Genomic DNA, 22,882 nt, shown 5'->3' with positions numbered 1-22,882 from the left:
CGCATTCTCCCTTCGCCCGTTCACCGGTGCAGTTGCTGATACGCCTACCCTGGGCCGCATGCCCACGCTGATCCTCGTCAGGCACGGACGTTCCACCGCCAACACTTCCGGGGTGCTCGCCGGGTGGACGCCAGGCGTCGCCCTGGACGAGCGCGGCGCCGCCCAGGCCGCCGCGCTGCCCGCACGGCTCGCCGCACTGCCGGTCTCCGAGGTCGTCACCAGCCCCCTCCAGCGCTGCCAGGAGACCGTACGGCCGCTCCTCGAGGCCCGCCCCGGCCTGCGTTCCCACACCGACGAGCGGATCGGGGAGTGCCACTACGGCGACTGGTCCGGCCGCAAGCTCGCCGAGCTCAAGGACGAGCCGCTGATGGAGGTCGTCCAGGCCCACCCGTCGGCCGCCGCCTTCCCGGGCGGCGAGTCCATGCGTGCCATGCAGACCCGCGCCGCCGAGGCCGTACGCGAGTGGAACGCGCGCGTGGAGCGCGACCACGGCGCCGACGCCGTCTACCTCATGTGCTCCCACGGTGACATCATCAAGTCCCTGGTCGCCGATGCCCTCGGACTCCACCTCGACCTCTTCCAGCGGATCTCCGTGGAACCGTGTTCCGTCACCGCGATCCGCTACACCCGCCTGCGGCCGTTTCTCGTTCGCCTCGGCGACACCGGCGATTTCGCTTCGCTCGCCCCCCGCGAGGAACCTGGTGAGGGCGACGCACCCGTCGGGGGTGGTGCGGGCGCACCGTGATCGTCGGCCGCAGTAGGGTGAAGCGGTCCGCACACTCGCCCCTCCGCACCGCCCGCACCAGTGAAACTCTCGAACCCCCTCTCCGACTCACTCCCCATGGAGACAGGACGTGTCCCGTCAGGTGTTCCTCTACGACCCGCCGGACCGCTTCGTGGCCGGCACGGTCGGACTGCCCGGGCGCCGTACGTTCTTCCTCCAGGCCACCGCAGGCTCCCGGGTGACCAGCGTGGCTCTGGAGAAGACGCAGGTGGCCGCGCTCGCCGAGCGCATGGACGAACTGCTCGACGAGGTCGTGCGGCGTAGTGGCGGCAGCGCCTCCGTCCCCGCCATGGCGCCCACCGAGATCGCCGACACCGCCCCGCTGGAGACCCCCGTCGAGGAGGAGTTCCGCGTCGGTACCATGGCGCTGGCCTGGGACGGCGAGGAACAGCGCATGATCGTCGAGGCGCAGGCTCTGGTGGAGCTGGACGCCGACACCGAGGAAGACCTCGCCGAGGCCGAGGAGCGGCTGCTCCAGGACGAGGAGAACGGGCCCCCGATGCTGCGGGTCCGGCTGACCGGCGCGCAGGCCCGGGCCTTCGCCAAGCGCGCCCTCGACGTCGTCAACGCCGGGCGGCCGCCGTGCCCGCTGTGCAGCCTCCCGCTCGATCCGGAAGGACATGTATGTCCGCGCCAGAACGGATACCGCCGCGGAGCGTGACGCCCGTCGACGCGGCGGCCGACGCGGCCGCCGCGGAGCTGCTCACGCACGGTGAGCTGACCGTGCGCGGCCGGATCCGCGAGGCGTCCAACGCCGCGCTGTTCTGCACCGTCGCCCTCGACGGCCGGGAAGCGTCCTGCATCTACAAGCCGGTGGCCGGGGAGCGCCCCCTGTGGGACTTCCCCGACGGCACCCTGGCCGGCCGCGAGGTGGCCGCCTACGAGGTCTCCGAGGCCACGGGCTGGGGGCTCGTCCCGCCGACCGTGCTGCGCGACGGGCCGTACGGCGAGGGCATGTGCCAGCTGTGGATCGACGTCCTGACCGACGCCGAGCTGCTCGCCCTGGTCGACGCCGAGGAACCGGAGCCGGGCTGGAAGGCGATCGGCCTCGCCGAGGTCGGCGAGGGCCGCACCGCGCTCCTCGTGCACGCCGACGACGAACGGCTGCGCCGGCTCGCGGTCCTCGACGTGGTGATCAACAACGCCGACCGCAAGGGCGGCCACCTGCTTCCCACCTCCGACGGCCGGCTCTACGGCATCGACCACGGCGTCACCTTCAACACCGAGAACAAGCTGCGCACGCTGCTGTGGGGCTGGGCGGGGGAGCCACTGACCCCGGAGGCCGTCGACGTCCTCACGGCACTGCGGGAGGCCCTCGGCGGTCCCCTGGGCGGGCGGCTGGCCGCACTGGTCACCCCGGCCGAGATCGACGCCACACGCGCGCGTGTCGACGCGCTGCTCACCACGGGGGTGCACCCGGAGCCGAGCGGGGAGTGGCCGGCCATTCCCTGGCCCCCCGTGTGAGCGGCCAGGGCACACCAGGCGCCGATGCGCAAGAGGGCCTATCCGGCCATCCGGTGCGATCCCGTTCGTATACGCAGCTCGTGGCCGGTTAGGCTCATGTACATGCATGCCTGGCCCGCTTCCGAGGTCCCCGCCCTGCCTGGTCAGGGCCGCGACCTGAGGATCCACGACACCGCGACCGGCGGCCTCGTCACCCTCGACCCCGGTCCCGTCGCCCGTATCTATGTCTGCGGCATCACGCCGTACGACGCCACCCACATGGGGCACGCGGCGACCTACAACGCGTTCGACCTCGTTCAGCGCGTGTGGCTCGACACCAAGCGGCAGGTCCACTACGTCCAGAACGTCACCGACGTCGACGACCCGCTGCTGGAGCGCGCGGAGCGGGACGGCGTCGACTGGGTCGCCCTCGCCGAGCAGCAGACGGCCCTCTTCCGCGAGGACATGACCGCCCTGCGGCTGCTCCCGCCCCAGCACTACATAGGCGCCGTCGAGGCGATACCCGGCATCGTCCCGCTCGTCGAGCGGCTGCGTGATCTCGGCGCGGCCTACGAGCTGGAGGGCGACATCTACTTCTCCGTCGAGTCCGACCCGAACTTCGGCAAGGTCTCGAACCTGGACGCGGCCGCCATGCGGCTGCTGTCCGCCGAGCGCGGCGGCGACCCGGACCGCCCGGGCAAGAAGAACCCCGTCGACCCGATGCTGTGGATGGCGGCCCGCGAGGGCGAGCCCAGCTGGGACGGCCGCTCCCTCGGCCCGGGCCGGCCCGGCTGGCACATCGAGTGCGTGGCCATCGCCCTCGACCACTTCGGCATGGGCTTCGACGTCCAGGGCGGCGGCTCCGACCTCGCCTTCCCGCACCACGAGATGGGTGCCTCGCACGCCCAGGTGCTCACCGGCGAGTTCCCCATGGCCAAGGCCTACGTCCACGCCGGGATGGTCGCCCTGCACGGCGAGAAGATGTCCAAGTCCAAGGGCAACCTGGTCTTCGTCTCGAAGCTGCGTCGCGACGGCGTCGACCCGGCCGCCATCCGCCTCGCGCTGCTCGCCCACCACTACCGCGCCGACTGGGAGTGGACCGACGAGGTCCTGCGGGACGCCGTGGCCCGCCTCGGCCGCTGGCGCGCAGCCGTCTCCCGTCCCGACGGCCCGTCCGCCGACGCCCTGGTCGAGGAGGTCCGCGAGGCCCTCGCGAACGACCTCGACGCCCCCGCCGCGCTCGCCGCCGTGGACCGCTGGGCGGCCCGGCAGGAGCAGGAGGGCGGCACGGACACGGGCGCTCCCGGCCTGGTCACGCGGGTGGTGGACGCACTGCTGGGCGTAGCCCTCTAGACGCCCTCCAGCAGGAGCGCCCCGAGGGGCGCGGGAAACTGCGCGACGGCAGCACGGAGAAGGGGCGCTTCCCGAGGGGAGCGCCCCTTCTGCCTGCCTCAGCCTTCCGGGCTGTCCTCGTCGTCGTCCTCCCTGGAGCCACCGCCACCGGCCGGAGGCCTCTGCTTGCCGCCCGGGGGGCCCACGTCCCGGCGCCGCAGGTACCGCTCGAACTCGCGGGCGATCGCCTCACCCGACGCCTCCGGCAGCTCCGCGGTGTCCCGGGCCTCCTCCAGCGTCTGGACGTACTCGGCGACCTCGCTGTCCTCGGCGGCCAGCTGGTCCACACCGACCTGCCAGGCGCGCGCGTCCTCGGGCAGCTCGCCCTGCGGGATGCGCAGGTCCAGCAGGTCCTCGAGGCGGTTGAGCAGCGCCAGCGTGGCCTTCGGGTTGGGCGGCTGCGAGACGTAGTGCGGTACGGCCGCCCACAGCGACACCGCCGGGACGCCGGCGTGCGTGCACGCCTCCTGCAGGACGCCGACGATCCCCGTGGGACCCTCGTACTTGGTCTCCTCCAGATCCATGCGCTGGGCCAGCTCCGGGTCCGACGTCACCCCGCTGACCGGCACCGGACGCGTGTGCGGGGTGTCACCCAGCAGGGCACCCAGGATGACCACCAGCTCCACGCCCAGCTCATGCGCGAAGGCGAGCAGCTCGTTGCAGAACGAGCGCCAGCGCATGGACGGTTCGATCCCGCGGACCAGCACCAGGTCGCGCGGCTTGTCACCGCCGACGCGGACCACGGACAGCCGGGTCGTCGGCCAAGTGATCTTGCGCACTCCGCCGTCCATGAACACCGTGGGCCGGTTCACCTGGAAGTCGTAGTAGTCCTCGGCGTCCAGCGCCGCGAACACCTCGCCCTTCCACTCGCGTTCCAGGTGCGCGACCGCCGTGGAGGCGGCGTCGCCGGCATCGTTCCAGCCCTCGAACGCGGCCACCATGACTGGGTCGATCAGCTCGGGAACCCCCTCCAGCTCGATCACCCAGTGCCTCCTTCCGACGTGCCCTCGCTTGACTCACCAACCTTACGGCGTCCGGCGGGGGCGCCCGCAGCCCCCTTGCGTGGGGGAGTGAACGGATCACTGCCCCGTTCGCCACCGTGGAACACCCCATCGGCAGGGAGCCGGGACCGTTGCGTACAGGCGTTTCACAGCGTGCTGCGCAGCCACTGCTCCACGCTCGCGATGTGCACGGTGGCCCAGGAGCGGGCCGCCTCCGCGTCCCGGTCGCGCAGCGCGGCCAGGATCGCGCGGTGCTCGCGCAGGGTGCGGCCGACCGCGTCCTCCTGGGTGAGTCCCCGCCAGATACGGGCCCGCGTGGTCGGGCCCGACAGGCCGTCCAGCAGCGAGCACAGCACCGAGTTGCCGGAGCCGCGCACGATGCCGCGATGGAACTCCAGGTCGGCCGCGACCAGTTCCTCCACCGAGGGTTCCTCGCCCAGCGCGTCCAACTGGGCGGACAGCGCGTCCAGTTGCCGCTCGCCGATCCGGGAGGCCGCCATCGCCGTCGCGGCAGGCTCCAGGATCCGGCGCACCGCGAGGAACTCCAGGACGGTGTCGTCGCGGTGGAAGTCGACGACGAAACTCATCGCCTCCAGCAGCAGTTGCGGATCGAGGCTGGTGACGTACGTGCCGTCGCCCTGGCGCACGTCCAGGATCCGGATCAGCGACAGGGCCCGTACGGCCTCCCGCAGCGAGTTGCGGGACAGGCCCAGTTCGGCGGCCAGCTCGCTCTCCTTGGGCAACCGGTCCCCGGGGCGCAGCGCACCGGAGACGATCATGTTCTTGATCTTCTCGATCGCCTCGTCGGTGACTGCCATGACCGGTCTCCTGTCGCCTGCCGAATGACCCAGACATCGGATGTCTCAGCACATTATGCGGGCGACGGCACGCGGGAGGGGCGGCTCCATCGGCGGGAGCCGGCCCTCGCGCGGGACCGGACCCGGTGCGGCGGGGTCCGGCGCTGCGGCGGCGGCCGGTCCCGGTCAGGGGAGTGGACCGGCCGCCACCGGGGCCTACTTCTTGTCGAGCACGTCCTGCACCTTCGCGCGGACGTCGTCGGTGGCGAGCCCCCGGATGGTCAGCGTCGTACGGCGGCGCAGCACGTCGTCCGCCGTCTCGGCCCACTCGTGGTCACGCGCCCACACGACCTGCGCCCAGATCTCCGGGGCGTCCGGGTGGACGCGCTCGGCCAGCTCGGGGCTCTCGTTGGCGATCCGGGCGATGTCGAACGCCAGCGAGCCGTAGTGGGTGGCCAGGTGCTTGGCCGTGTCGGCGGCCATGCGCGGGCCGGGTGCCGGGTGGTCCACCAGCAGGCGGTGGGCGACCGCGCGCGGGTTGGCGACGCCGGGCAGCGGCAGCTTCTTCGGCAGCGAGGAGATCGGCTCGAAGTCGTCGCCGAGCGGGTGGCCGGGCAGCGCCTCCAGCTTCTGCATGACCGTACGGCCGATGTGCCGGAAGGTGGTCCACTTGCCGCCCGCGACGGACAGCATGCCGCCCCTGCCCTCGGTCACCACGGTCTCGCGCTTGGCCTTGGCGGTGTCGCCGGGACCGCCCGGCAGCACCCGCAGACCGGCGAAGGCGTAGGTGATCAGGTCGCGCTGGAGCTGCTGGTCCCGGACGGAGAACGCGGCCTCGTCCAGGATCTGGGCTATGTCCTTCTCGGTGACGGACACGTCCGCCGGGTCGCCCTGGAACTCCTCGTCGGTGGTGCCGAGCAGCAGCATGTCCTCCCAGGGGAGGGCGAAGGTGATGCGGTACTTGTCGATGGGGGTCGCGAGCGCCGCCTTCCAGGGGGAGGTGCGCTTGAGGACCAGGTGCGCGCCCTTGGACAGGCGGATGGACGGTGCCGCGTTCGGGTCCTCCATCCTGCGCAGGTGGTCGACCCAGGGGCCGGTCGCGTTCAGCACGAGACGGGCGTTGACCCCGAACTCCTCGCCGGACAGGCGGTCCTTGAGCTCGGCGCCCGTGACCCGGCCGTTGGTGAAGCGCAGGCCGGCGACCTCAGCGTGGTTGAGGACGACCGCGCCCGCCTCGACGGCCGCACGGACCGTCATCAGCGCCATGCGCGCGTCGTTCATCTGGTCGTCGCCGTACACGGCCACGGCCTTGAGGTTCTCGGTGCGCAGCTCGGGCACGTCCTGCGCCGCCTTGGCGGGGGAGAGCAGGTGGCCGACGCCGTCACCGAACGCGGAGAGCGCGGAGTAGGCGAAGACGCCCGCGCCGAGCTTCGCCGCGCCGTGCGGCCCGCCCTTGTACACGGGGAGGTAGAAGGTGAGCGGGTTCGCCAGGTGGGGGGCCACCTGGCGGGAGACCGCACGGCGCTCGAAGTGGTTCTCCGCCACCAGCTTCACCGCGCCGGTCTGCAGGTAGCGCAGACCGCCGTGGAGCAGCTTGGAGGAGGCGGAGGAGGTGGCGCCGGCGAAGTCGCCGGCGTCGACCAGAGCCACCCTCAGGCCGGACTGCGCGGCGTGCCAGGCGGTGGAGATGCCCAGGATGCCGCCGCCGATCACCAGAAGGTCGTACGACGCCTTGGAGAGCTGCTCCCTGGTCTCGGCTCGGCTCGGGTTGGAGCCGGAGGCCGGGTGCGTCCCCAGGGCAGGCACGGTCTGCAGGGTGGACTGACTGGTCATGTCGGGTACTTACTCCTCGTCAGAGATGGCTGAGCTGGGGGAGCCGCTCAGCTCTCGTCCTCGATCCAGCCCATGGTCCGCTCGACGGCCTTGAGCCAGTTCTTGTACTCACGGTCGCGGGTGTCCGCGTCCATGCGGGGGGTCCATTCGGCGGCCCGGCGCCAGTTGGCGCGCAGTTCGTCGGTGCTGGACCAGAAGCCGACGGCGAGGCCGGCGGCGTAGGCGGCGCCGAGGCAGGTGGTCTCGGCGACCATGGGGCGCACCACGGGTGCGTCCAGGACGTCGGCGAGGGTCTGCATCAGCAGGTTGTTGGCGGTCATGCCGCCGTCGACCTTGAGGGTCACCAGCTCGTCACCGGAGTCCTTGACCATGGCGTCGGCGATCTCCCGCGTCTGCCAGGCGGTGGCCTCGAGGACGGCGCGCGCGAGGTGCGCCTTGGTGACGTACCGGGTCAGACCGGCGATCACACCGCGGGCGTCGGAGCGCCAGTGCGGGGCGAACAGACCGGAGAAGGCCGGCACGAAGTAGGCACCGCCGTTGTCCTCGACCGACAGTGCGAGGGTCTCGATCTCGGCGGCGGTGGAGATCAGGCCCATCTGGTCGCGCATCCACTGCACCAGCGAGCCGGTGACGGCGATCGAGCCCTCCAGGGCGTAGACCGTCGGCTGGTCGCCGATCTTGTAACCGACCGTGGTCAGCAGACCGGCGTAGGAGTTGATGATCTTGTCACCGGTGTTCATCACCATGAAGGTGCCGGTGCCGTAGGTGGACTTGGTCTCGCCCTCGGAGTAGCAGCACTGGCCGAACAGGGCCGCCTGCTGGTCGCCGAGCGCGGAGGCGACCGGGATGCCGCCGAGCAGCTCGCCGAGCTTGCCGCCGGTGACCTCGCCGTAGACCTCGGCCGAGGACCGGATCTCGGGCAGGATCTGCAGCGGCACGCCGATCGACTCGGCGATCTTGTCGTCCCACTGCATCGTGTGCAGGTTCATGAGGAGGGTGCGGGAGGCATTGGTCACGTCGGTGACGTGCTTGCCGCCGTTGACACCGCCGGTCAGGTTCCAGATGACCCAGGTGTCCATCGTGCCGAAGAGGATGTCGCCCGCCTCGGCGCGCTCCCGCAGGCCCTCGACGTTGTCGAGCAGCCAGCGGGCCTTGGGACCGGAGAAGTACGACGCGAGCGGCAGGCCGGTCTCACGGCGGAAGCGGTCCTGGCCCACGTTGCGGCCGAGCTCCCGGCAGAGCGCGTCGGTGCGGGTGTCCTGCCAGACAAGGGCGTTGTGGACGGGCTCACCGGTGTTCTTGTCCCACAGCACGGTGGTCTCGCGCTGGTTGGTGATGCCGATGGCCTTGATGTCGTCGCGGGTGATGCCCGCCTTGGCGATGGCCCCGGCGACGACTTCCTGGACGTTGGTCCAGATCTCGTTGGCGTTGTGCTCGACCCAGCCCGGCTTCGGGAAGATCTGCTCGTGCTCCTTCTGGTCGACGGAGACGATCCGGCCGTCCTTGTCGAAGACGATGCAGCGCGAGGAGGTCGTGCCCTGGTCGATCGCGGCGATGAACGGGCCTGCGGTGTGGGCGTCGGTCACTGTGTGCTCCTGAAAGATCCGTGGTGAGGGGGCTGTACGTACGGCGCGTGCTTGGAGGTGATGTCTAAGCGAAGGCGACGTTGTATATGCCCGCAGCGATCGCGCCGCCGATCAGCGGACCGACCACCGGGACCCAGGCGTAAGCCCAGTCGGAACCGCCCTTGTTGGGCAGCGGCAGCAGCGCGTGCACGATGCGCGGGCCCAGGTCACGGGCCGGGTTGATCGCGTAGCCCGTCGGGCCGCCGAGGGACAGACCGATCGACACCACCACGAACGAGGTGATCAGACCGCCGAGGATGCCGAGGCCGTTGCCCTTGTCGTTCAGGCCCTGTGTGAGGACCGCCAGGATGAGCACGACCGTGCCGATGATCTCGGTGGCGAGGTTCTGTGCCGCGTTCCGGATCTCCGGGCCGGTGGAGAAGATGCCGAGGACCGGGCCGGCGCCCTTCTCCTGGGCCTCGACCGCCTTGGCCGTGGTGGCCTGTGCCCCCGGACCGCCGACGATCTCCTTGTCGGTCAGGTGGGCGTGGAACTGGCCGTAGTAGGCGACCCACACCAGGGTCGCGCCGATCATCGCGCCGAGCAGCTGCCCGGCGAAGTAGACCGGAACGTTGGTCCAGTCGCTGTTCTTGATGGCGAGTGCGACGGTGACGGCCGGGTTGAGGTGCGCACCGGAGAGCGGTCCGGAGATGTACACGGCCGTCATGACGGCGAAGCCCCACCCGAAGGCGATGGCGAGCCAACCGGCGTTACGGGCCTTGGAGGCCTTCAGTGTGACGGCCGCGCAGACGCCGCCGCCGAGCAGGATGAGTATGGCGGTACCGATGGTCTCGCCGATGAAGATGTCGGAGCTGGACACCCGCGACTCCTTTGTCCTTCGTCCAGGGATAGCCGAACCCCGGGTCCCTCCGGTGGTTCTGCCGCCCTCGGGGGTGAGAGCGAATTGCCGGCCCTTGGCGTTGTCACACTCTAGCGCGTATTGCCGGTAGGTGTTCGACAATGCCGACCGATGGACGGGAGTCTTGCTTCGGCGTTACGCATGCGTCAAGGGTTCTGTTATCGAAAACAGGATCGTTATTGATCGCTGCCGGTTATCACTCTTCGCACGCCGACATATGGGTTTGAGTCGATATGTCCATTTCAGGGTATGGCGGCAACCGGAACGCCGCCCGACGTCCCGGTTCGTCCCCGAGGGAGCCGCGCAGCGGCTCAGAACCGTCCCGCGCCCAGATCCCTGGACACCGCACGGGCGCAGTCGCGCACCGCCGCGATCAGCTCCGGACGCAGCTCACCGTCCCGGCACAGCCGTTCCACGGCGCCGGTGATACCGACCGCGCCCACGGGCATGCGGCGCCGGTCGTGGATGGGTGCGGCGACGGACGCCACCCCCTCCCAGGTCTCCTCGACGTCGGCCGCGTACCCACGCGCGCGTGTCATGTCGAGAAGGTGCTCGAAGTCGTCCATGTCGCACACCGTGCGGTCCGTGAAGGGCTTGCGGTCGGCCTCCAGCGCCTCGCTGTGCGCCACCGGGTCGTACGCCGAGAGCACCTTGCCGAGCGCGGTGGAGTGCAGCGGCTGCATGGCGCCGATCTCCAGCACCTGCCGGCTGTCGTCCGGCCGGAAGACGTGGTGGACGATCAGCACGCCCTGCTGGTGCAGGACACCCAGGTACACGCTCTCCCCGCTGGACCGGGCCAGGTCGTCGGTCCACACCAGGGCCCGCGCCCGCAACTCGTGCACGTCCAGGTACGTGGTGCCCAGCCGCAGCAGTTCCGCGCCCAGCTGATAGCGCCCGGAGGTGTCGTCCTGCTCCACGAACCCCTCCTGCTGGAGGGTGCGCAGAATCCCGTGGGCGGTGCCCTTGGCGAGGCCCAGTGACGAGGCGATGTCCGACAGGCCGAGCCGTCGCTCGCCGCCCGCGAGCAGCCGCAGCATCGCGGCCGCCCGTTCGAGCGACTGGATGTTCCGTGCCATCGCCGTCCTGCCTCCGTCCCCTTCGACTGCCGTCGAACGCCGTCAGTACCGTCCACCGATGCCGACACCTGTCGTACACCGCCGTACGTCTCCCTACCCGGCGTTCGGCAATGTCGAACACTACCGGTCCATGCCGACCTCCCGCTAATGGTCGGACGGCACCTGTTACATCACACGTGGCCTGGCGGTGGCACACGGGCCACCCGCGTCCGCCCCGTGGACGCCGCTGCCCATCCAAGCCCACTCCCGGTTACTCTGACGCCGTGCGGCATCCCCGCCTGCCAGGGAAGCCGTATAGCCGACAGCCGTCGCATCTAGGGAGCCCCTTCATGGCCTCGTTGCCGCCGTCCCCTTCCGCCGACAGCCGGACCCGTGCGTCCGCGCTCCGCCAGGCGCTCGCCACCCGCGTGGTGGTCGCCGACGGAGCCATGGGCACCATGCTCCAGGCCCAGGAACCCACGCTCGAGGACTTCCAGCAGCTAGAGGGCTGCAACGAGATCCTCAACCTCACCCGCCCCGACATCGTCCGCTCCGTCCACGAGGCCTACTTCGCCGTGGGCGTCGACTGCGTCGAGACCAACACCTTCGGGGCCAACCACTCCGCCCTCGGCGAGTACGACATCTCCGACCGCGTCCACGAGCTGTCCGAGGCCGGCGCCCGGGTCGCCCGCGAGGTCGCCGACGAGTTCACCGCGAAGGACGGCCGCCCCCGCTGGGTGCTGGGCTCCATGGGCCCCGGCACCAAGCTGCCCACGCTCGGCCACGCCCCGTACACCACCCTGCGCGACGCCTACCAGCGCAACGCCGAGGGCCTGGTCAGCGGCGGAGCCGACGCCCTGCTCGTGGAGACCACCCAGGACCTGCTGCAGACCAAGGCCGCCGTCCTCGGCGCCCGCCGCGGCCTCGAGGCCCTCGGACTGGACCTGCCGGTCATCGTCTCCGTCACCGTCGAGACCACCGGCACCATGCTGCTCGGCTCCGAGATCGGCGCGGCCCTCACCGCCCTGGAGCCGCTCGGCATCGACATGATCGGCCTGAACTGCGCCACCGGCCCGGCCGAGATGAGCGAGCACCTGCGCTACCTCGCCCGCAACGCCCGCATCCCGCTGTCCTGCATGCCCAACGCGGGCCTGCCCGTCCTCGGCAGGGACGGCGCCCACTACCCGCTGACCGCACCCGAGCTGGCCGACGCCCAGGAGACCTTCGTACGCGAGTACGGCCTCTCCCTCATCGGCGGCTGCTGCGGCACCACCCCCGAGCACCTGCGCCAGGTCGTCGAGCGGGTCCAGGGCCTCACCCCGCCCGCCCGCGACCCGCGCCCGGAGCCCGGCGCCGCCTCCCTCTACCAGACGGTCCCGTTCCGCCAGGACACCTCGTACCTGGCCATCGGCGAGCGCACGAACGCCAACGGCTCCAAGAAATTCCGCGAGGCCATGCTCCAGGGCCGCTGGGACGACTGCGTGGAGATGGCGCGGGAGCAGATCCGCGAGGGCGCGCACATGCTCGACCTGTGCGTCGACTACGTCGGCCGCGACGGCGTCGCCGACATGGAGGAACTCGCCGGCCGCTTCGCCACCGCCTCCACCCTGCCGATCGTGCTGGACTCCACCGAGGTCGACGTCATCCGGGCGGGCCTGGAGAAGCTCGGCGGCCGAGCGGTGATCAACTCCGTGAACTACGAGGACGGCGCCGGCCCCGACTCCCGCTTCGCCAAGGTCACCCGGCTGGCCCGGGAGCACGGCGCCGCCCTGATCGCGCTGACCATCGACGAGGAGGGCCAGGCCCGCACCCCCGAGAAGAAGGTCGAGATCGCCGAACGGCTGATCGCCGACCTGACCGGGAACTGGGGCATCCGCGAGGACGACATCCTCATCGACACCCTGACCTTCACCATCTGCACCGGTCAGGAGGAGTCCCGCAAGGACGGCATCGCCACCATCGAGGCCATCCGGGAGCTGAAGCGGCGCCACCCGGCCGTGCAGACCACCCTCGGCCTGTCCAACATCTCCTTCGGCCTCAACCCGGCCGCCCGCATCCTGCTCAACTCCGTCTTCCTCGACGAGTGCGTGAAGGCGGGCCTGGACTCGGCGATCGTGCACGCCTCCAAGATCCTGCCGATCGCGCGGTTCAGCGAGGAAGAGGTCACCACCGCCCTCGACCTGATCCACGACCGCCGCAGCGAGGGGTACGACCCCCTCCAGAAGCTCATGCAGCTCTTCGAGGGCGCCACGGCGAAGTCCCTGAAGGCGGGCAAGGCCGAGGAACTGGCCGCGCTGCCGCTGGAGGAGCGCCTCAAGCGCCGCATCATCGACGGCGAACGCAACGGCCTGGAAGCCGACCTGGACCTCGCCCTCGCCGAGCGGCCCGCCCTGGACATCGTCAACGACACCCTGCTGGACGGCATGAAGGTCGTCGGTGACCTGTTCGGCTCCGGCCAGATGCAGCTGCCGTTCGTCCTGCAGTCGGCCGAGGTCATGAAGGCGGCCGTCGCCCACCTCGAACCCCACATGGAGAAGTCGGACGCCGAGGGCAAGGGCACGATCGTCCTCGCGACCGTGCGCGGCGACGTGCACGACATCGGCAAGAACCTGGTCGACATCATCCTGTCGAACAACGGCTACAACGTGGTCAACCTGGGCATCAAGCAGCCCGTCTCCGCGATCCTGGAGGCGGCCGAGGAGCACCGGGCCGACGTGATCGGCATGTCCGGGCTGCTGGTGAAGTCCACCGTGATCATGAAGGAGAACCTGGAGGAGCTGAACCAGCGCGGCCTCGCCGCCCGCTTCCCGGTCATCCTGGGCGGAGCGGCCCTGACCCGGGCCTATGTCGAGCAGGACCTGCACGAGATCTACGAGGGCGAGGTCCGCTACGCCCGCGACGCCTTCGAGGGACTGCGCCTGATGGACGCCCTCATCGGCGTCAAGCGGGGCGTACCCGGGGCCAAACTGCCCGAGCTGAGGCAGCGCCGGGTCCGCGCGGCGGCCGCCACCGAGGTCGAGGAACGGCCGGAGGAGGGCCACGTCCGCTCCGACGTGGCCATCGACAACCCCGTGCCGGCCCCGCCGTTCTGGGACACCCGGATCGTCAAGGGCATCCAGCTCAAGGAGTACGCGAGCTGGCTCGACGAGGGCGCGCTGTTCAAGGGCCAGTGGGGGCTGAAGCAGGCCCGCACCGGCGAGGGACCGTCGTACGAGGAACTGGCGGAGACCGAGGGCCGCCCGCGGCTGCGCGGCCTGCTGGACCGGCTCCAGACGGAGAACCTGCTCGAAGCGGCCGTCGTCTACGGCTACTTCCCCTGCGTCTCCAAGGACGACGACCTGATCATCCTGGACGAGCACGGCAACGAGCGCACCCGGTTCACCTTCCCGCGCCAGCGCCGCGGCCGCAGGCTGTGCCTGGCCGACTTCTTCCGCCCGCAGGAGTCCGGCGAGACCGACGTGGTCGGCCTCCAGGTCGTCACCGTCGGCTCCCGCATCGGCGAGGAGACCGCGAAGCTCTTCGAGGCCAACTCCTACCGCGACTACCTCGAACTGCACGGCCTGTCCGTCCAGTTGGCCGAGGCGCTCGCCGAGTACTGGCACGCCCGGGTCCGCGCCGAACTCGGCTTCGGCGGTGAGGACCCGGCCGACATCGAGGACATGTTCGCCCTGAAGTACCGGGGCGCCCGCTTCTCCCTCGGCTACGGCGCCTGCCCCGACCTGGAGGACCGCGCCAAGATCGCGGACCTGCTGCGGCCGGAGCGGATCGGCGTCCACCTGTCCGAGGAGTTCCAGCTGCACCCCGAGCAGTCCACGGACGCGATCGTGATCCACCATCCGGAGGCGAAGTACTTCAACGCCCGCTGAGCCCTCCGGGGGATCGGCCGGGTCGCCCACCCGAGGGGTCGCGTCAGGCCGTGTGCGACCGCGGGTGGGCGCGTGGCTGGTCGCGCAGTTCGCCGCGCCCCTTCGGGGCGCCCCCGCCCCGGCATGCCAAAGGCCCTCTGGGCTGCGCCGGGGGTGTTTCCAGGGATACCCCCGGGCGCGAGTGATAAACGAGGCGCTTCCGGCACGACAGTCGTACACTGGTCGATCCACCACAGGCCGGTTCCCTGTCCGGGAACCGGCCTGCTCGTCCCTCAAGGAGGTGCGCCCGGATGACCAGCACGGTCCCCGCGCTCGGAACCCGTACGGCGGAAGGGTCAGCCCTGCAGGCCGTGCTCCTCGACATGGACGGCACCCTGGTGGACACCGAGGGCTTCTGGTGGGACGTCGAGGTCGAGATCTTCGCCGGCCTCGGCCACAGGCTGGACGACTCCTGGCGGCACGTCGTCGTCGGCGGACCCATGACCCGCAGTGCCTCCTTCCTCATCGAGGTCACCGGCGCCGACATCACCCTCGCCGAACTCACCGTGCTGCTCAACGAGGCCTTCGAGGACCGCATCGACCGTGCCCTGCCGCTGATGCCGGGCGCCGCCCGCCTGCTGGCCGAACTCCACGAGCACGCCATCCCGACGGCCCTGGTCTCGGCCTCCCACCGGCGCATCATCGACCGTGTGCTGAGCGTGCTCGGCCCGCACCACTTCGCCCTGTCCGTCGCGGGCGACGAGGTCACGCGCACCAAGCCCTTCCCCGACCCCTATCTGCTCGCCGCCGCGGGGCTCGGCGCGGACCCGGACCGATGCGCGGTGGTCGAGGACACCGCGACCGGCGTCGCCGCCGCCGAGGCCGCGGGCTGCCGCGTCGTCGCCGTACCCTCCGTCGCCCCCATCACCCCGGCCGAGGGACGCACCGTGGTGACCTCGCTGGAAGAGGTCGACCTGGCATTTCTGCGCGGCCTGATGACGGAAATGCGCTAGCTGTTGACACTGCGTGCCATGTCCATTGGCCCAGGTGGACAAATTTCCAGGGAAGTACACCCGAGTGGAATTCCGGGCGGTGCTCCCGAGTCGAATTCCACTGACTCGCCGTACAGTTGAAAGTGTGACGTTCCCCACTCTCGGTGCGCTCGACAAGTCGGGCCACGTGTGCTGAGTAACCCCACTGGACCCGGATCGGCGGGTCTTTGTGTCCTGATTGGTGGGAAGCTGCACTAATCCTGCCGCTGTCGGGTTTTCGGTGTGTCCGCACCTGGTTTCACTGCGTGATGGGCGGTCAACTCACGGGGCCGTGAACCCTCCTGCGGGCGCGGACTAATCTCGTCGCGAGAACATCGCCGCATCCCCCGTGAACCGCCGCACCACCCATGCATGCCGGATACACGGACCCGAAGAGCTCTGGAGAAACTCCCGCATGAACCGCAAGACTTTGGTGCTGCCGGCGGTGGCCGGCCTGCTCACCCCGGTTCTCGCCGCGTGCGGCGGATCCGACAGCGGGAGCAAGAGCGGCGACGCCATCGTCGTGGGCACCACGGACCGGTTCACCGCCACCAGCGACGCTCCGGCGCCCCTCGACCCGGCCTACGCCTACGACGTCGGCACCTGGAACATCCTGCGCCAGACCGTGCAGACGCTGATGGCACAGCCCAAGGGCGAGGGCGACCCCGTCCCGGACGCCGCCGAGAGCTGCTCCTTCACCGACAGCGGCAGCGAACGCTACGCGTGCAAGCTCCGCGACGGCCTGAAGTTCGCGAGCGGCGACCCGGTGACCGCCCAGGACGTCAAGTTCTCCATCGAGCGCGCCCTGCGCATCAAGTCGAGCAGCGGTGTGTCCTCCCTGCTGAACACCCTCGACACCATCGAGACGCAGGGCGACCGCGAGGTCATCTTCCACCTCAAGACCGCCGACGCCACCTTCCCGTACAAGCTGTCCACCCCGGTCGCGGGCATCATCAACCCGAAGGACTACCAGAAGGGCAAGCTGCGCGACGGCTTCGACGTCGACGGCTCGGGCCCGTACACCTTCCACGCCGACGTCAGCGGCAACGCGATCACCACCGCCACCTTCACCAAGAACCCCAACTACAAGGGTGCCGTGACGGTGAACAACGACAAGGTCGAACTGCGCTCCTTCAGCGACGCCGACGCCATGGGCGCCGCCATCGACAAGGGTGACATCGACGTCATGACCCGCACCATGTCGCCCGCCCAGATCCAGAAGCTGGACGCCGGCACCGACAGCAACGCCGACCTGGTCGACATGCCGGGCCTGGAAATCCGCTACCTGGCCTTCAACACCAACGCGCCGACCGTGAAGTCCAAGGCCGTACGCCAGGCCATGGCCCAGCTCATCGACCGCGCGGCCCTCATCTCCAAGGTCTACGGCACCCAGGCCGAGCCGCTGTACTCGCTGGTCCCGGCCACCATCACCGGCCACTCCAACTCGTTCTTCAACAAGTACGGCAACCCCAGCGTCGCCAAGGCCAAGGACCTGCTGACCAAGGCCGGCATCACCACCCCGGTCAAGCTGACCCTGCACTACACCACCGACCACTACGGCTCCGCCACGAAGAAGGAGTTCGAGGTCCTGCAGCAGCAGCTCAACAACAGCGGCCTGTTCGACGCCTCGATCCAGGGTCACACCTGGGACACCTTCCGCCCGGCCGAGCAGAAGGGCCAGTACGACGTCTACGGCATGGGCTGGTTCCCCGACTTCCCCGACGCCGACAACTTCATCGCGCCCTTCCTCGACAAGGACAACTTCCTCGGCTCGCCTTACTCCAACAGCACCATCCAGCGCACCCTGATCCCCCAGTCCCGCCGCGAGGCCAACCGTCTCAACGCCGGCAAGAGCCTGACGGAGATCCAGGACACCGTCGCCGAGGATGTCCCCGTCCTGCCGCTGTGGCAAGGTAAGCAGTACGTCGCCGCGCGGGACGACATCACTGGTGTCGCCTACGCCCTCAACTCCTCCTCGACGCTTCAGTTGTGGGAGCTCGGTCGCGGTGTGAGCGGCTGACGGCTCTCTCGTCCGGGGGCCAGGGACGGCTGCCCCGGACAACCCGGGCCAGGACGGTGGCTCCGGGGTGACGAACCGACGACAAGGCACATTTCAAGTGAACATGCGCAACCAGTGGCCAGTCCTGCCCATCGTGGCGGGGCTGGCCTCCGGCCTGTTGACCGGCTGCGGCTCGGAGTCCGGTGATTCCGGGGGTACCGGCTCCTCCGTGGTGATGGGGATGTCCGACGACGTCCTCGCCACGGACCCGGCATCCGGCTACGACCCCGGCTCCTGGCTGTTGTTCGACAACGTCTTCCAGTCGCTGCTCAGCTTCCCCAAGGGCGGCACCGAACCACAGCCGGAACTCGCGAAGGTGTGTTCCTTCACCGACTCCCGCGCCACGGTCTACCGGTGCACGCTCAAGGACGGCCTGAAGTTCAGCAACGGTGACGCCCTCACCTCGAAGGACGTGAAGTTCTCCTTCGACCGCATGCTGAAGATCAACGACCCCGCGGGGCCCGCGATCATGTTCCCGATGCTGGGCAGCATCGACACCCCGGACGCGAAGACGGTCGTCTTCCACCTCAAGTCCTCCGACGCCACCTTCCCCAGCAAGATCGCCTCCGGCGCCGGCTCCATCGTCGACCACCGCCAGTACGACGCGGGCGGCCTGCGCACCGACCACCAGGCCGTCGGCTCCGGCCCCTACAAGCTGGACTCGTTCGACAAGGACCAGGCGGTCTTCTCCGTCAACGGCAACTACAAGGGCACCGCCAAGGTCAAGAACTCCGGCGTCACCCTGAAGTTCTTCCACGGCGACCGCACCGCCCTGAAGAAGTCCCTCACCGACGGCACCATCGACATCGCCTACCGAGGCCTGTCCGCCTCCGACATCGCCGGCCTCGACCAGCAGGACGGCAGCAAGGGCATCGACGTCATCGAGGGCACCAGCGCCGAGGTCCAGCACCTGGTCTTCAACATGAAGGACCCGGTCGCCGGGAAGCTCGGCGTCCGCAAGGCCATGGCCTACCTGCTGGACCGCGACGCCCTCATCAAGAACGTCTACCAGGGCACCGCCACCCCGCTGTACTCGATCATCCCGGCGGGCATCGTCGGCCACAACACGGCCTTCTTCGACACCTACGGCGCCCGCCCCTCCCGGGCCAAGGCCGCCGCCGCTCTGCGTGCCGACGGCATCACCGGCAAGGTCAGACTCACCCTGCGGTCCACGCCGTCGCGCTACGGCCCCGCCACCGACGACGAGCTCAGGGCCATCGCCGGCCAGCTCAACGCCAGCGGCCTGTTCGACGCCGACGTCAAGTCCGTCGCCTTCGACCAGTACGAGAAGGACATCGCCGCCGGCAAGTACGGCGTCTACGTGAAGGGCTGGGTGCCGGACTACCCGGACGCCGACAACTTCACGGCTCCGTTCTTCGGCAAGGGCAACGTGCTGGACAACAACTACAGCAACCGCACCATCACCGGCACGCTCATGCCCGGCACCGCCGCGCAGAGCGACCGGGCCGCCACCGACAAGGACTTCGGACAGCTGCAGAACATCGTCGCCGCCGAACTGCCCGTCCTGCCGGTCTGGCAGGCCAAGCAGTACGCGGTCGTCCGCGACGGCGTCTACGGCCTGGAGTACTGCCTGGACGCCTCCACCGTGTTCCGGTTCTGGGAACTCAGCAAGAGCTGACGCCGGTTGACGCCGCCGACACGAAGGGCGCCCTTCTCCACGGGGGAGGGGCGCCCTTCGCCGCCGTACCGCACGGGTCGCACGGCGTGCTGTGCGCTACTGCGCGCCGGGCCGCACCAGTCCGCTCTCGTACGCGTACACCGCCGCCTGCACCCGGTCCCTGAGACCCAGCTTGGTCAGCACATGCCCCACGTGCGTCTTGACGGTGGTCTCACTGACGAACAGGTCAGCGGCGATCTCCGCGTTCGACAGACCGCGCGCCACCAGCTTCAGCACCTCCACCTCACGGTCGGTGAGGGTGTTCAGCGTGTCCGGCACCGGCTCCTCACCGGACGGCAGATGCCCGGCGTACTTGTCCAGCAGCCGGCGCGTGATGCTCGGCGCCAGCATCGCCTCACCGCCCGCGACGACCCGGATCGCCTGCACCAGCTCGTTCGCCGGCGCGTCCTTCAGCAGGAAGCCGCTCGCCCCGGCACGCAGCGCCTCCACCACGTACTCGTCCAGGTCGAACGTGGTCAGCACCAGCACCTTCGCCGGCCCGTCCCGCCCCGGCCCGGTGATCTGCCGGGTCGCCTCCACCCCGTCCATGCGCGGCATACGGATGTCCATCAGCACGACATCCGGCTGCAGGGCCCGTACCTGATCGAGGGCCTGCAGGCCGTCACCGGCCTCGCCCACGACCGCGATGTCCTGCTCGGCCTCCAGGATCATCCGGAAACCCGTACGCAGCAGGGGCTGGTCGTCGACCAGTAGGACACGGATGGCCACGTGACACTCCTTCGCTAGTCCCGGCCCATTCTGCCCTGCCCGGGATCTCCGCTTCACCCGGTCCCGGGCTCGGCCGCCCGCACCGCCAGCGGATACGGCGGGGGAGTGCCGCCGAACTCCGGGCAGTGCGCCTGGTGATCGCACCAGCCGCACAACTTGGTCGGGCGCGGCCGCCACTCCCCGGTCTCCGTCGCCTGCCTGATGGCCTCCCACAGCGCGTGCAGCTTGCGCTCGACCCGCTCCAGATCGGCGGGGACCGGGTCGTACGTCAGCACATCCCCGCTGCCCAGGTACACCAGCTGCAGCCGCCGCGGCACGACCCGCTTCAACCGCCACACCACCAGGGCGTAGAACTTCATCTGGAACAGGGCGCCCTCGGAGTACTCCGGCCGCGGCGCCTTCCCCGTCTTGTAGTCGACGATCCGCACCTCACCGGTCGGCGCCACGTCCACCCGGTCGATGATCCCGCGCAGCCGCAGCCCCGAATCCAGCTCGGCCTCCACGAACAGCTCACGCTCGGCCGGCTCCAGCCGCGTCGGGTCCTCCAGCGTGAACCAGCGCTCGACGAGCCGCTCGGCCTCCGCCAGCCAACCGGCCAGCCGCTCGCCCTCCGGGTCGTCCGCGAACAGCTCCGTGACCTCCGGCCTGCTCTCCCGCAGCCGGTCCCACTGACCCGGGATCAACGCCTTGGCCCGCGGAGCGGTCCGCTCCGCCGCCGGCGCGTCGAACAGCCGCTCCAGCACGGCGTGCACCAACGTGCCCCGCGTCGCCGCCGCGCTCGGCTTCTCCGGGAGCCGGTCGATCACCCGGAACCGGTACAGCAGCGGACACTGCATGAAATCACCGGCCCGGGACGGCGACAACGACGTGGGCGCCATGGCAACACGCTCGCCACCACCCGCCTCGGCGGTGGGGGCCGTGGGCGCCGCCGCCGGATCCGTCTGCTCGGCGCGGCCCGGCAGGGCTCCCGCGTCCTCGATGCTGCTGTCCATGTCCACAGACCTTACGGCCCACCACTGACAGTGACCCGGTCCCCGCCCGCCCGGGCCACCCGACCGTGCGGCAAACACAAGGGGTGCCGGGGCGAAACGCGTCACCACCGCCGCATACCATCGACCGGAGACCCTTCCGTCCGGCAGGTACGGAAGACGCTTCGAACGAGGGGACACCGTGGACGTGAGCGGCGGGAGCGGGCAGCCGCGGTCCGGCAACGACGAGCCGGCCGAGCACCCCGCGGGTCCTACGGCCCCGACGACCGACCCCACCCATCACGCCGGCCCGGAGCCCCAGGAACCCCCGGCGCCCCGAGCCGCTGCGGCCGGCCCCGCGGACACCGCCGGTACGACCGCCCCCGGCGACGCCGACGCCGACGCCGACGCGGAGGAGACGAGCGACGCCACGGAGGCCGCGGGCACCGCCGACGGTCCGGTGGCCGACGGCGCGAGCCCCGCTACCGGCACCGCGCGCGACACGCACCCCGACCACCGGGCGCTCGCCCACTCCGGTATCGCCAAGGGGGAGCCGCCGCAGGCGCGGCCCAAGGAGCCCGGCGGCGGCATCCTCATGGGACGGCCGTTCGGCGTGCCGGTGTACGTCGCGCCGAGCTGGTTCCTCGTCGCCGCCCTGATCACCTGGGTCTTCGGCGGCCAGCTCGACCGTGTGCTGCCCGAGCTCGGCGCCGCCCGCTACCTGGTCTCCCTGTTCTTCGCCGTCGCCTTCTACGCCTCCGTCCTGGTCCACGAGCTGGCCCACACGGTCGCCGCGATCCGCTTCCAGCTCCCCGTCCGCCGCATCCAGCTGCAGTTCTTCGGCGGCGTCTCCGAAATCGAGAAGGAAGCCGAGACCCCGGGCCGGGAATTCATCCTCGCCTTCGTCGGACCGCTGCTCTCCCTCGTCCTCGCCGGGCTGTTCTACCTCGCCATGAAGCCCGTCCAACCCGGCACCGTCCCCGGCGTCCTGCTGGCCGGCCTGATGGTCTCCAACCTCATCGTGGCGATCTTCAACTTCCTCCCCGGCCTGCCCCTCGACGGCGGCCGCATGCTCCGCGCCGTCGTCTGGAAGATCACCGGCAAACCCATGAGCGGCACGGTCGCCGCGGCCTGGGTCGGCCGCGCCCTCGCCGTCGCCGTCCTGATCGGCCTGCCCCTGCTCAACCAGTCCGGCGCCCTCGGCGGCGACACCACGGACACGGGCGGCATGAACACCGTCACCGACGCCCTGCTCGCCGCCATCCTCGCCGCGATCATCTGGACCGGCGCCGGCAACAGCCTGCGCATGGCCCGCCTGCGCGAACACCTCCCCGACCTGCGCGCCCGCACCCTCACCCGCCGCGCCGTACCCGTCCAGACCGACACCCCGCTCTCGGAGGCCCTGCGCCGCGCCAACGCCGCCGGCGCCCGCGCCCTGGTCGTCGTCGACGCCCACGGCAACCCCCTCTCCCTGGTCCGCGAGTCCGCCATCGTCGGCGTACCCGAACACCGCCGCCCCTGGGTCCCCGTCAGCGGCCTCGCCCAGGACCTGACCGAGGGCATGCGCGTCTCCGCCGAGCTCGCCGGAGAAGAGCTCCTCGACGTCCTGCGCGCCACCCCCGCCACCGAATACCTCGTCGTCGAGGAGACCGGCGAGATCTACGGCGTCCTGTCCGCGGCGGACGTGGAACGAGCCTTCGTCAGGGCGATGGCAAGGCCCGCCTCATGACCCCGTGTGGAACGGACCGCCGCCCCCCGCCTCGCCGTCGGCCAAACCCCCGGA

Annotated in this window: 17 protein-coding genes; 9 read left to right on the top strand and 8 right to left on the bottom strand. The window is 70.5% G+C overall.

Translation table 11 applies throughout. The features are described from left to right. The first annotated feature begins 58 nt into the window (after positions 1-58). The 4 genes from ACZ7HQ_RS28745 (at position 59) to mshC (ending at position 3,580) form a co-directional block, all read left to right on the top strand. Entirely contained in the window at positions 59-745 is a 687-nt protein-coding gene (locus ACZ7HQ_RS28745; protein ID WP_470995753.1) for a histidine phosphatase family protein, read from the top strand. Positions 746-854: 109 nt separating this feature from the next. Further along, a complete protein-coding gene (locus tag ACZ7HQ_RS28740; protein ID WP_470995751.1) occupies positions 855-1,445 on the top strand; it encodes a DUF3090 domain-containing protein in 591 nt (196 codons plus the stop codon). Further along, entirely contained in the window at positions 1,409-2,248 is an 840-nt protein-coding gene (locus tag ACZ7HQ_RS28735; RefSeq protein WP_470995748.1) for an SCO1664 family protein, read from the top strand. The genes ACZ7HQ_RS28740 and ACZ7HQ_RS28735 overlap by 37 nt, the downstream gene beginning before the upstream one ends. Before the next feature lie 102 nt (positions 2,249-2,350). Then, positions 2,351-3,580, top strand: a complete 1,230-nt coding sequence (gene mshC / locus ACZ7HQ_RS28730; protein WP_470995745.1) for a cysteine--1-D-myo-inosityl 2-amino-2-deoxy-alpha-D-glucopyranoside ligase — start codon at positions 2,351-2,353, stop codon at positions 3,578-3,580. 98 nt (positions 3,581-3,678) lie between these two features. Here mshC and ACZ7HQ_RS28725 read toward each other — a convergent pair whose 3' ends face one another. The 6 genes from ACZ7HQ_RS28725 to ACZ7HQ_RS28700 all read right to left on the bottom strand — a co-directional run bounded on the left by ACZ7HQ_RS28725 (position 3,679) and on the right by ACZ7HQ_RS28700 (position 10,810). Continuing rightward, positions 3,679-4,602 carry a PAC2 family protein gene (locus ACZ7HQ_RS28725; protein WP_470995742.1) on the bottom strand — a complete coding sequence of 308 codons (924 nt, stop codon included), beginning with the start codon at positions 4,600-4,602 and terminating at the stop codon, positions 3,679-3,681. A gap of 164 nt (positions 4,603-4,766) precedes the next feature. Next, positions 4,767-5,438 (bottom strand): FadR/GntR family transcriptional regulator, encoded by a 672-nt coding sequence (locus ACZ7HQ_RS28720; protein ID WP_470995737.1) that lies wholly within the window; start codon positions 5,436-5,438, stop codon positions 4,767-4,769. A 195-nt stretch (positions 5,439-5,633) separates the two neighbouring features. Further along, positions 5,634-7,250: a glycerol-3-phosphate dehydrogenase/oxidase gene (locus ACZ7HQ_RS28715; RefSeq protein ID WP_470995735.1), complete on the bottom strand. Its 1,617-nt coding sequence runs from the start codon at positions 7,248-7,250 to the stop codon at positions 5,634-5,636. 47 nt (positions 7,251-7,297) lie between these two features. After that, the gene (gene glpK, locus ACZ7HQ_RS28710) at positions 7,298-8,836 is read right to left on the bottom strand and encodes a glycerol kinase GlpK (RefSeq protein WP_470995731.1); all 1,539 of its coding nucleotides are present in this window, start codon (positions 8,834-8,836) and stop codon (positions 7,298-7,300) included. Between the two features lie 64 nt (positions 8,837-8,900). After that, positions 8,901-9,695 carry an MIP/aquaporin family protein gene (locus tag ACZ7HQ_RS28705; protein WP_470995728.1) on the bottom strand — a complete coding sequence of 265 codons (795 nt, stop codon included), beginning with the start codon at positions 9,693-9,695 and terminating at the stop codon, positions 8,901-8,903. Between the two features lie 350 nt (positions 9,696-10,045). Next, positions 10,046-10,810, bottom strand: a complete 765-nt coding sequence (locus ACZ7HQ_RS28700) for an IclR family transcriptional regulator (protein ID WP_470995725.1) — start codon at positions 10,808-10,810, stop codon at positions 10,046-10,048. A 329-nt stretch (positions 10,811-11,139) separates the two neighbouring features. Between ACZ7HQ_RS28700 and metH the strand changes: the two genes are divergently transcribed. From metH to ACZ7HQ_RS28680, 4 genes are all read left to right on the top strand, one after another. After that, the gene (gene metH, locus ACZ7HQ_RS28695) at positions 11,140-14,655 is read left to right on the top strand and encodes a methionine synthase (protein ID WP_470995722.1); all 3,516 of its coding nucleotides are present in this window, start codon (positions 11,140-11,142) and stop codon (positions 14,653-14,655) included. A gap of 290 nt (positions 14,656-14,945) precedes the next feature. Next, positions 14,946-15,647: an HAD family hydrolase gene (locus tag ACZ7HQ_RS28690; protein WP_470995719.1), complete on the top strand. Its 702-nt coding sequence runs from the start codon at positions 14,946-14,948 to the stop codon at positions 15,645-15,647. 433 nt (positions 15,648-16,080) lie between these two features. Continuing rightward, positions 16,081-17,685 (top strand): ABC transporter substrate-binding protein, encoded by a 1,605-nt coding sequence (locus ACZ7HQ_RS28685; RefSeq protein ID WP_470995716.1) that lies wholly within the window; start codon positions 16,081-16,083, stop codon positions 17,683-17,685. Positions 17,686-17,782: 97 nt separating this feature from the next. Beyond that, positions 17,783-19,363: an ABC transporter substrate-binding protein gene (locus tag ACZ7HQ_RS28680; RefSeq protein ID WP_470995713.1), complete on the top strand. Its 1,581-nt coding sequence runs from the start codon at positions 17,783-17,785 to the stop codon at positions 19,361-19,363. A gap of 96 nt (positions 19,364-19,459) precedes the next feature. On the opposite strand, the gene ACZ7HQ_RS28675 is transcribed toward ACZ7HQ_RS28680, so the two are convergent. Together ACZ7HQ_RS28675 and ACZ7HQ_RS28670 are read right to left on the bottom strand one after the other, a co-directional pair. Continuing rightward, positions 19,460-20,131, bottom strand: coding sequence for a response regulator (locus tag ACZ7HQ_RS28675; protein WP_470995710.1), 672 nt, complete (start codon positions 20,129-20,131; stop codon positions 19,460-19,462). A 53-nt stretch (positions 20,132-20,184) separates the two neighbouring features. Continuing rightward, a complete protein-coding gene (locus ACZ7HQ_RS28670; RefSeq protein WP_470995707.1) occupies positions 20,185-21,123 on the bottom strand; it encodes a RecB family exonuclease in 939 nt (312 codons plus the stop codon). Positions 21,124-21,301: 178 nt separating this feature from the next. Between ACZ7HQ_RS28670 and ACZ7HQ_RS28665 the strand changes: the two genes are divergently transcribed. Further along, positions 21,302-22,828 carry a site-2 protease family protein gene (locus tag ACZ7HQ_RS28665; protein ID WP_470995704.1) on the top strand — a complete coding sequence of 509 codons (1,527 nt, stop codon included), beginning with the start codon at positions 21,302-21,304 and terminating at the stop codon, positions 22,826-22,828. Positions 22,829-22,882 lie beyond the last annotated feature (54 nt).

The organism is Streptomyces sp. NPDC037290 (assembly GCF_055603245.1).
Note: the sequence above shows the minus strand (reverse complement) of the source record. Positions and strands in the feature narration are given on the sequence as shown.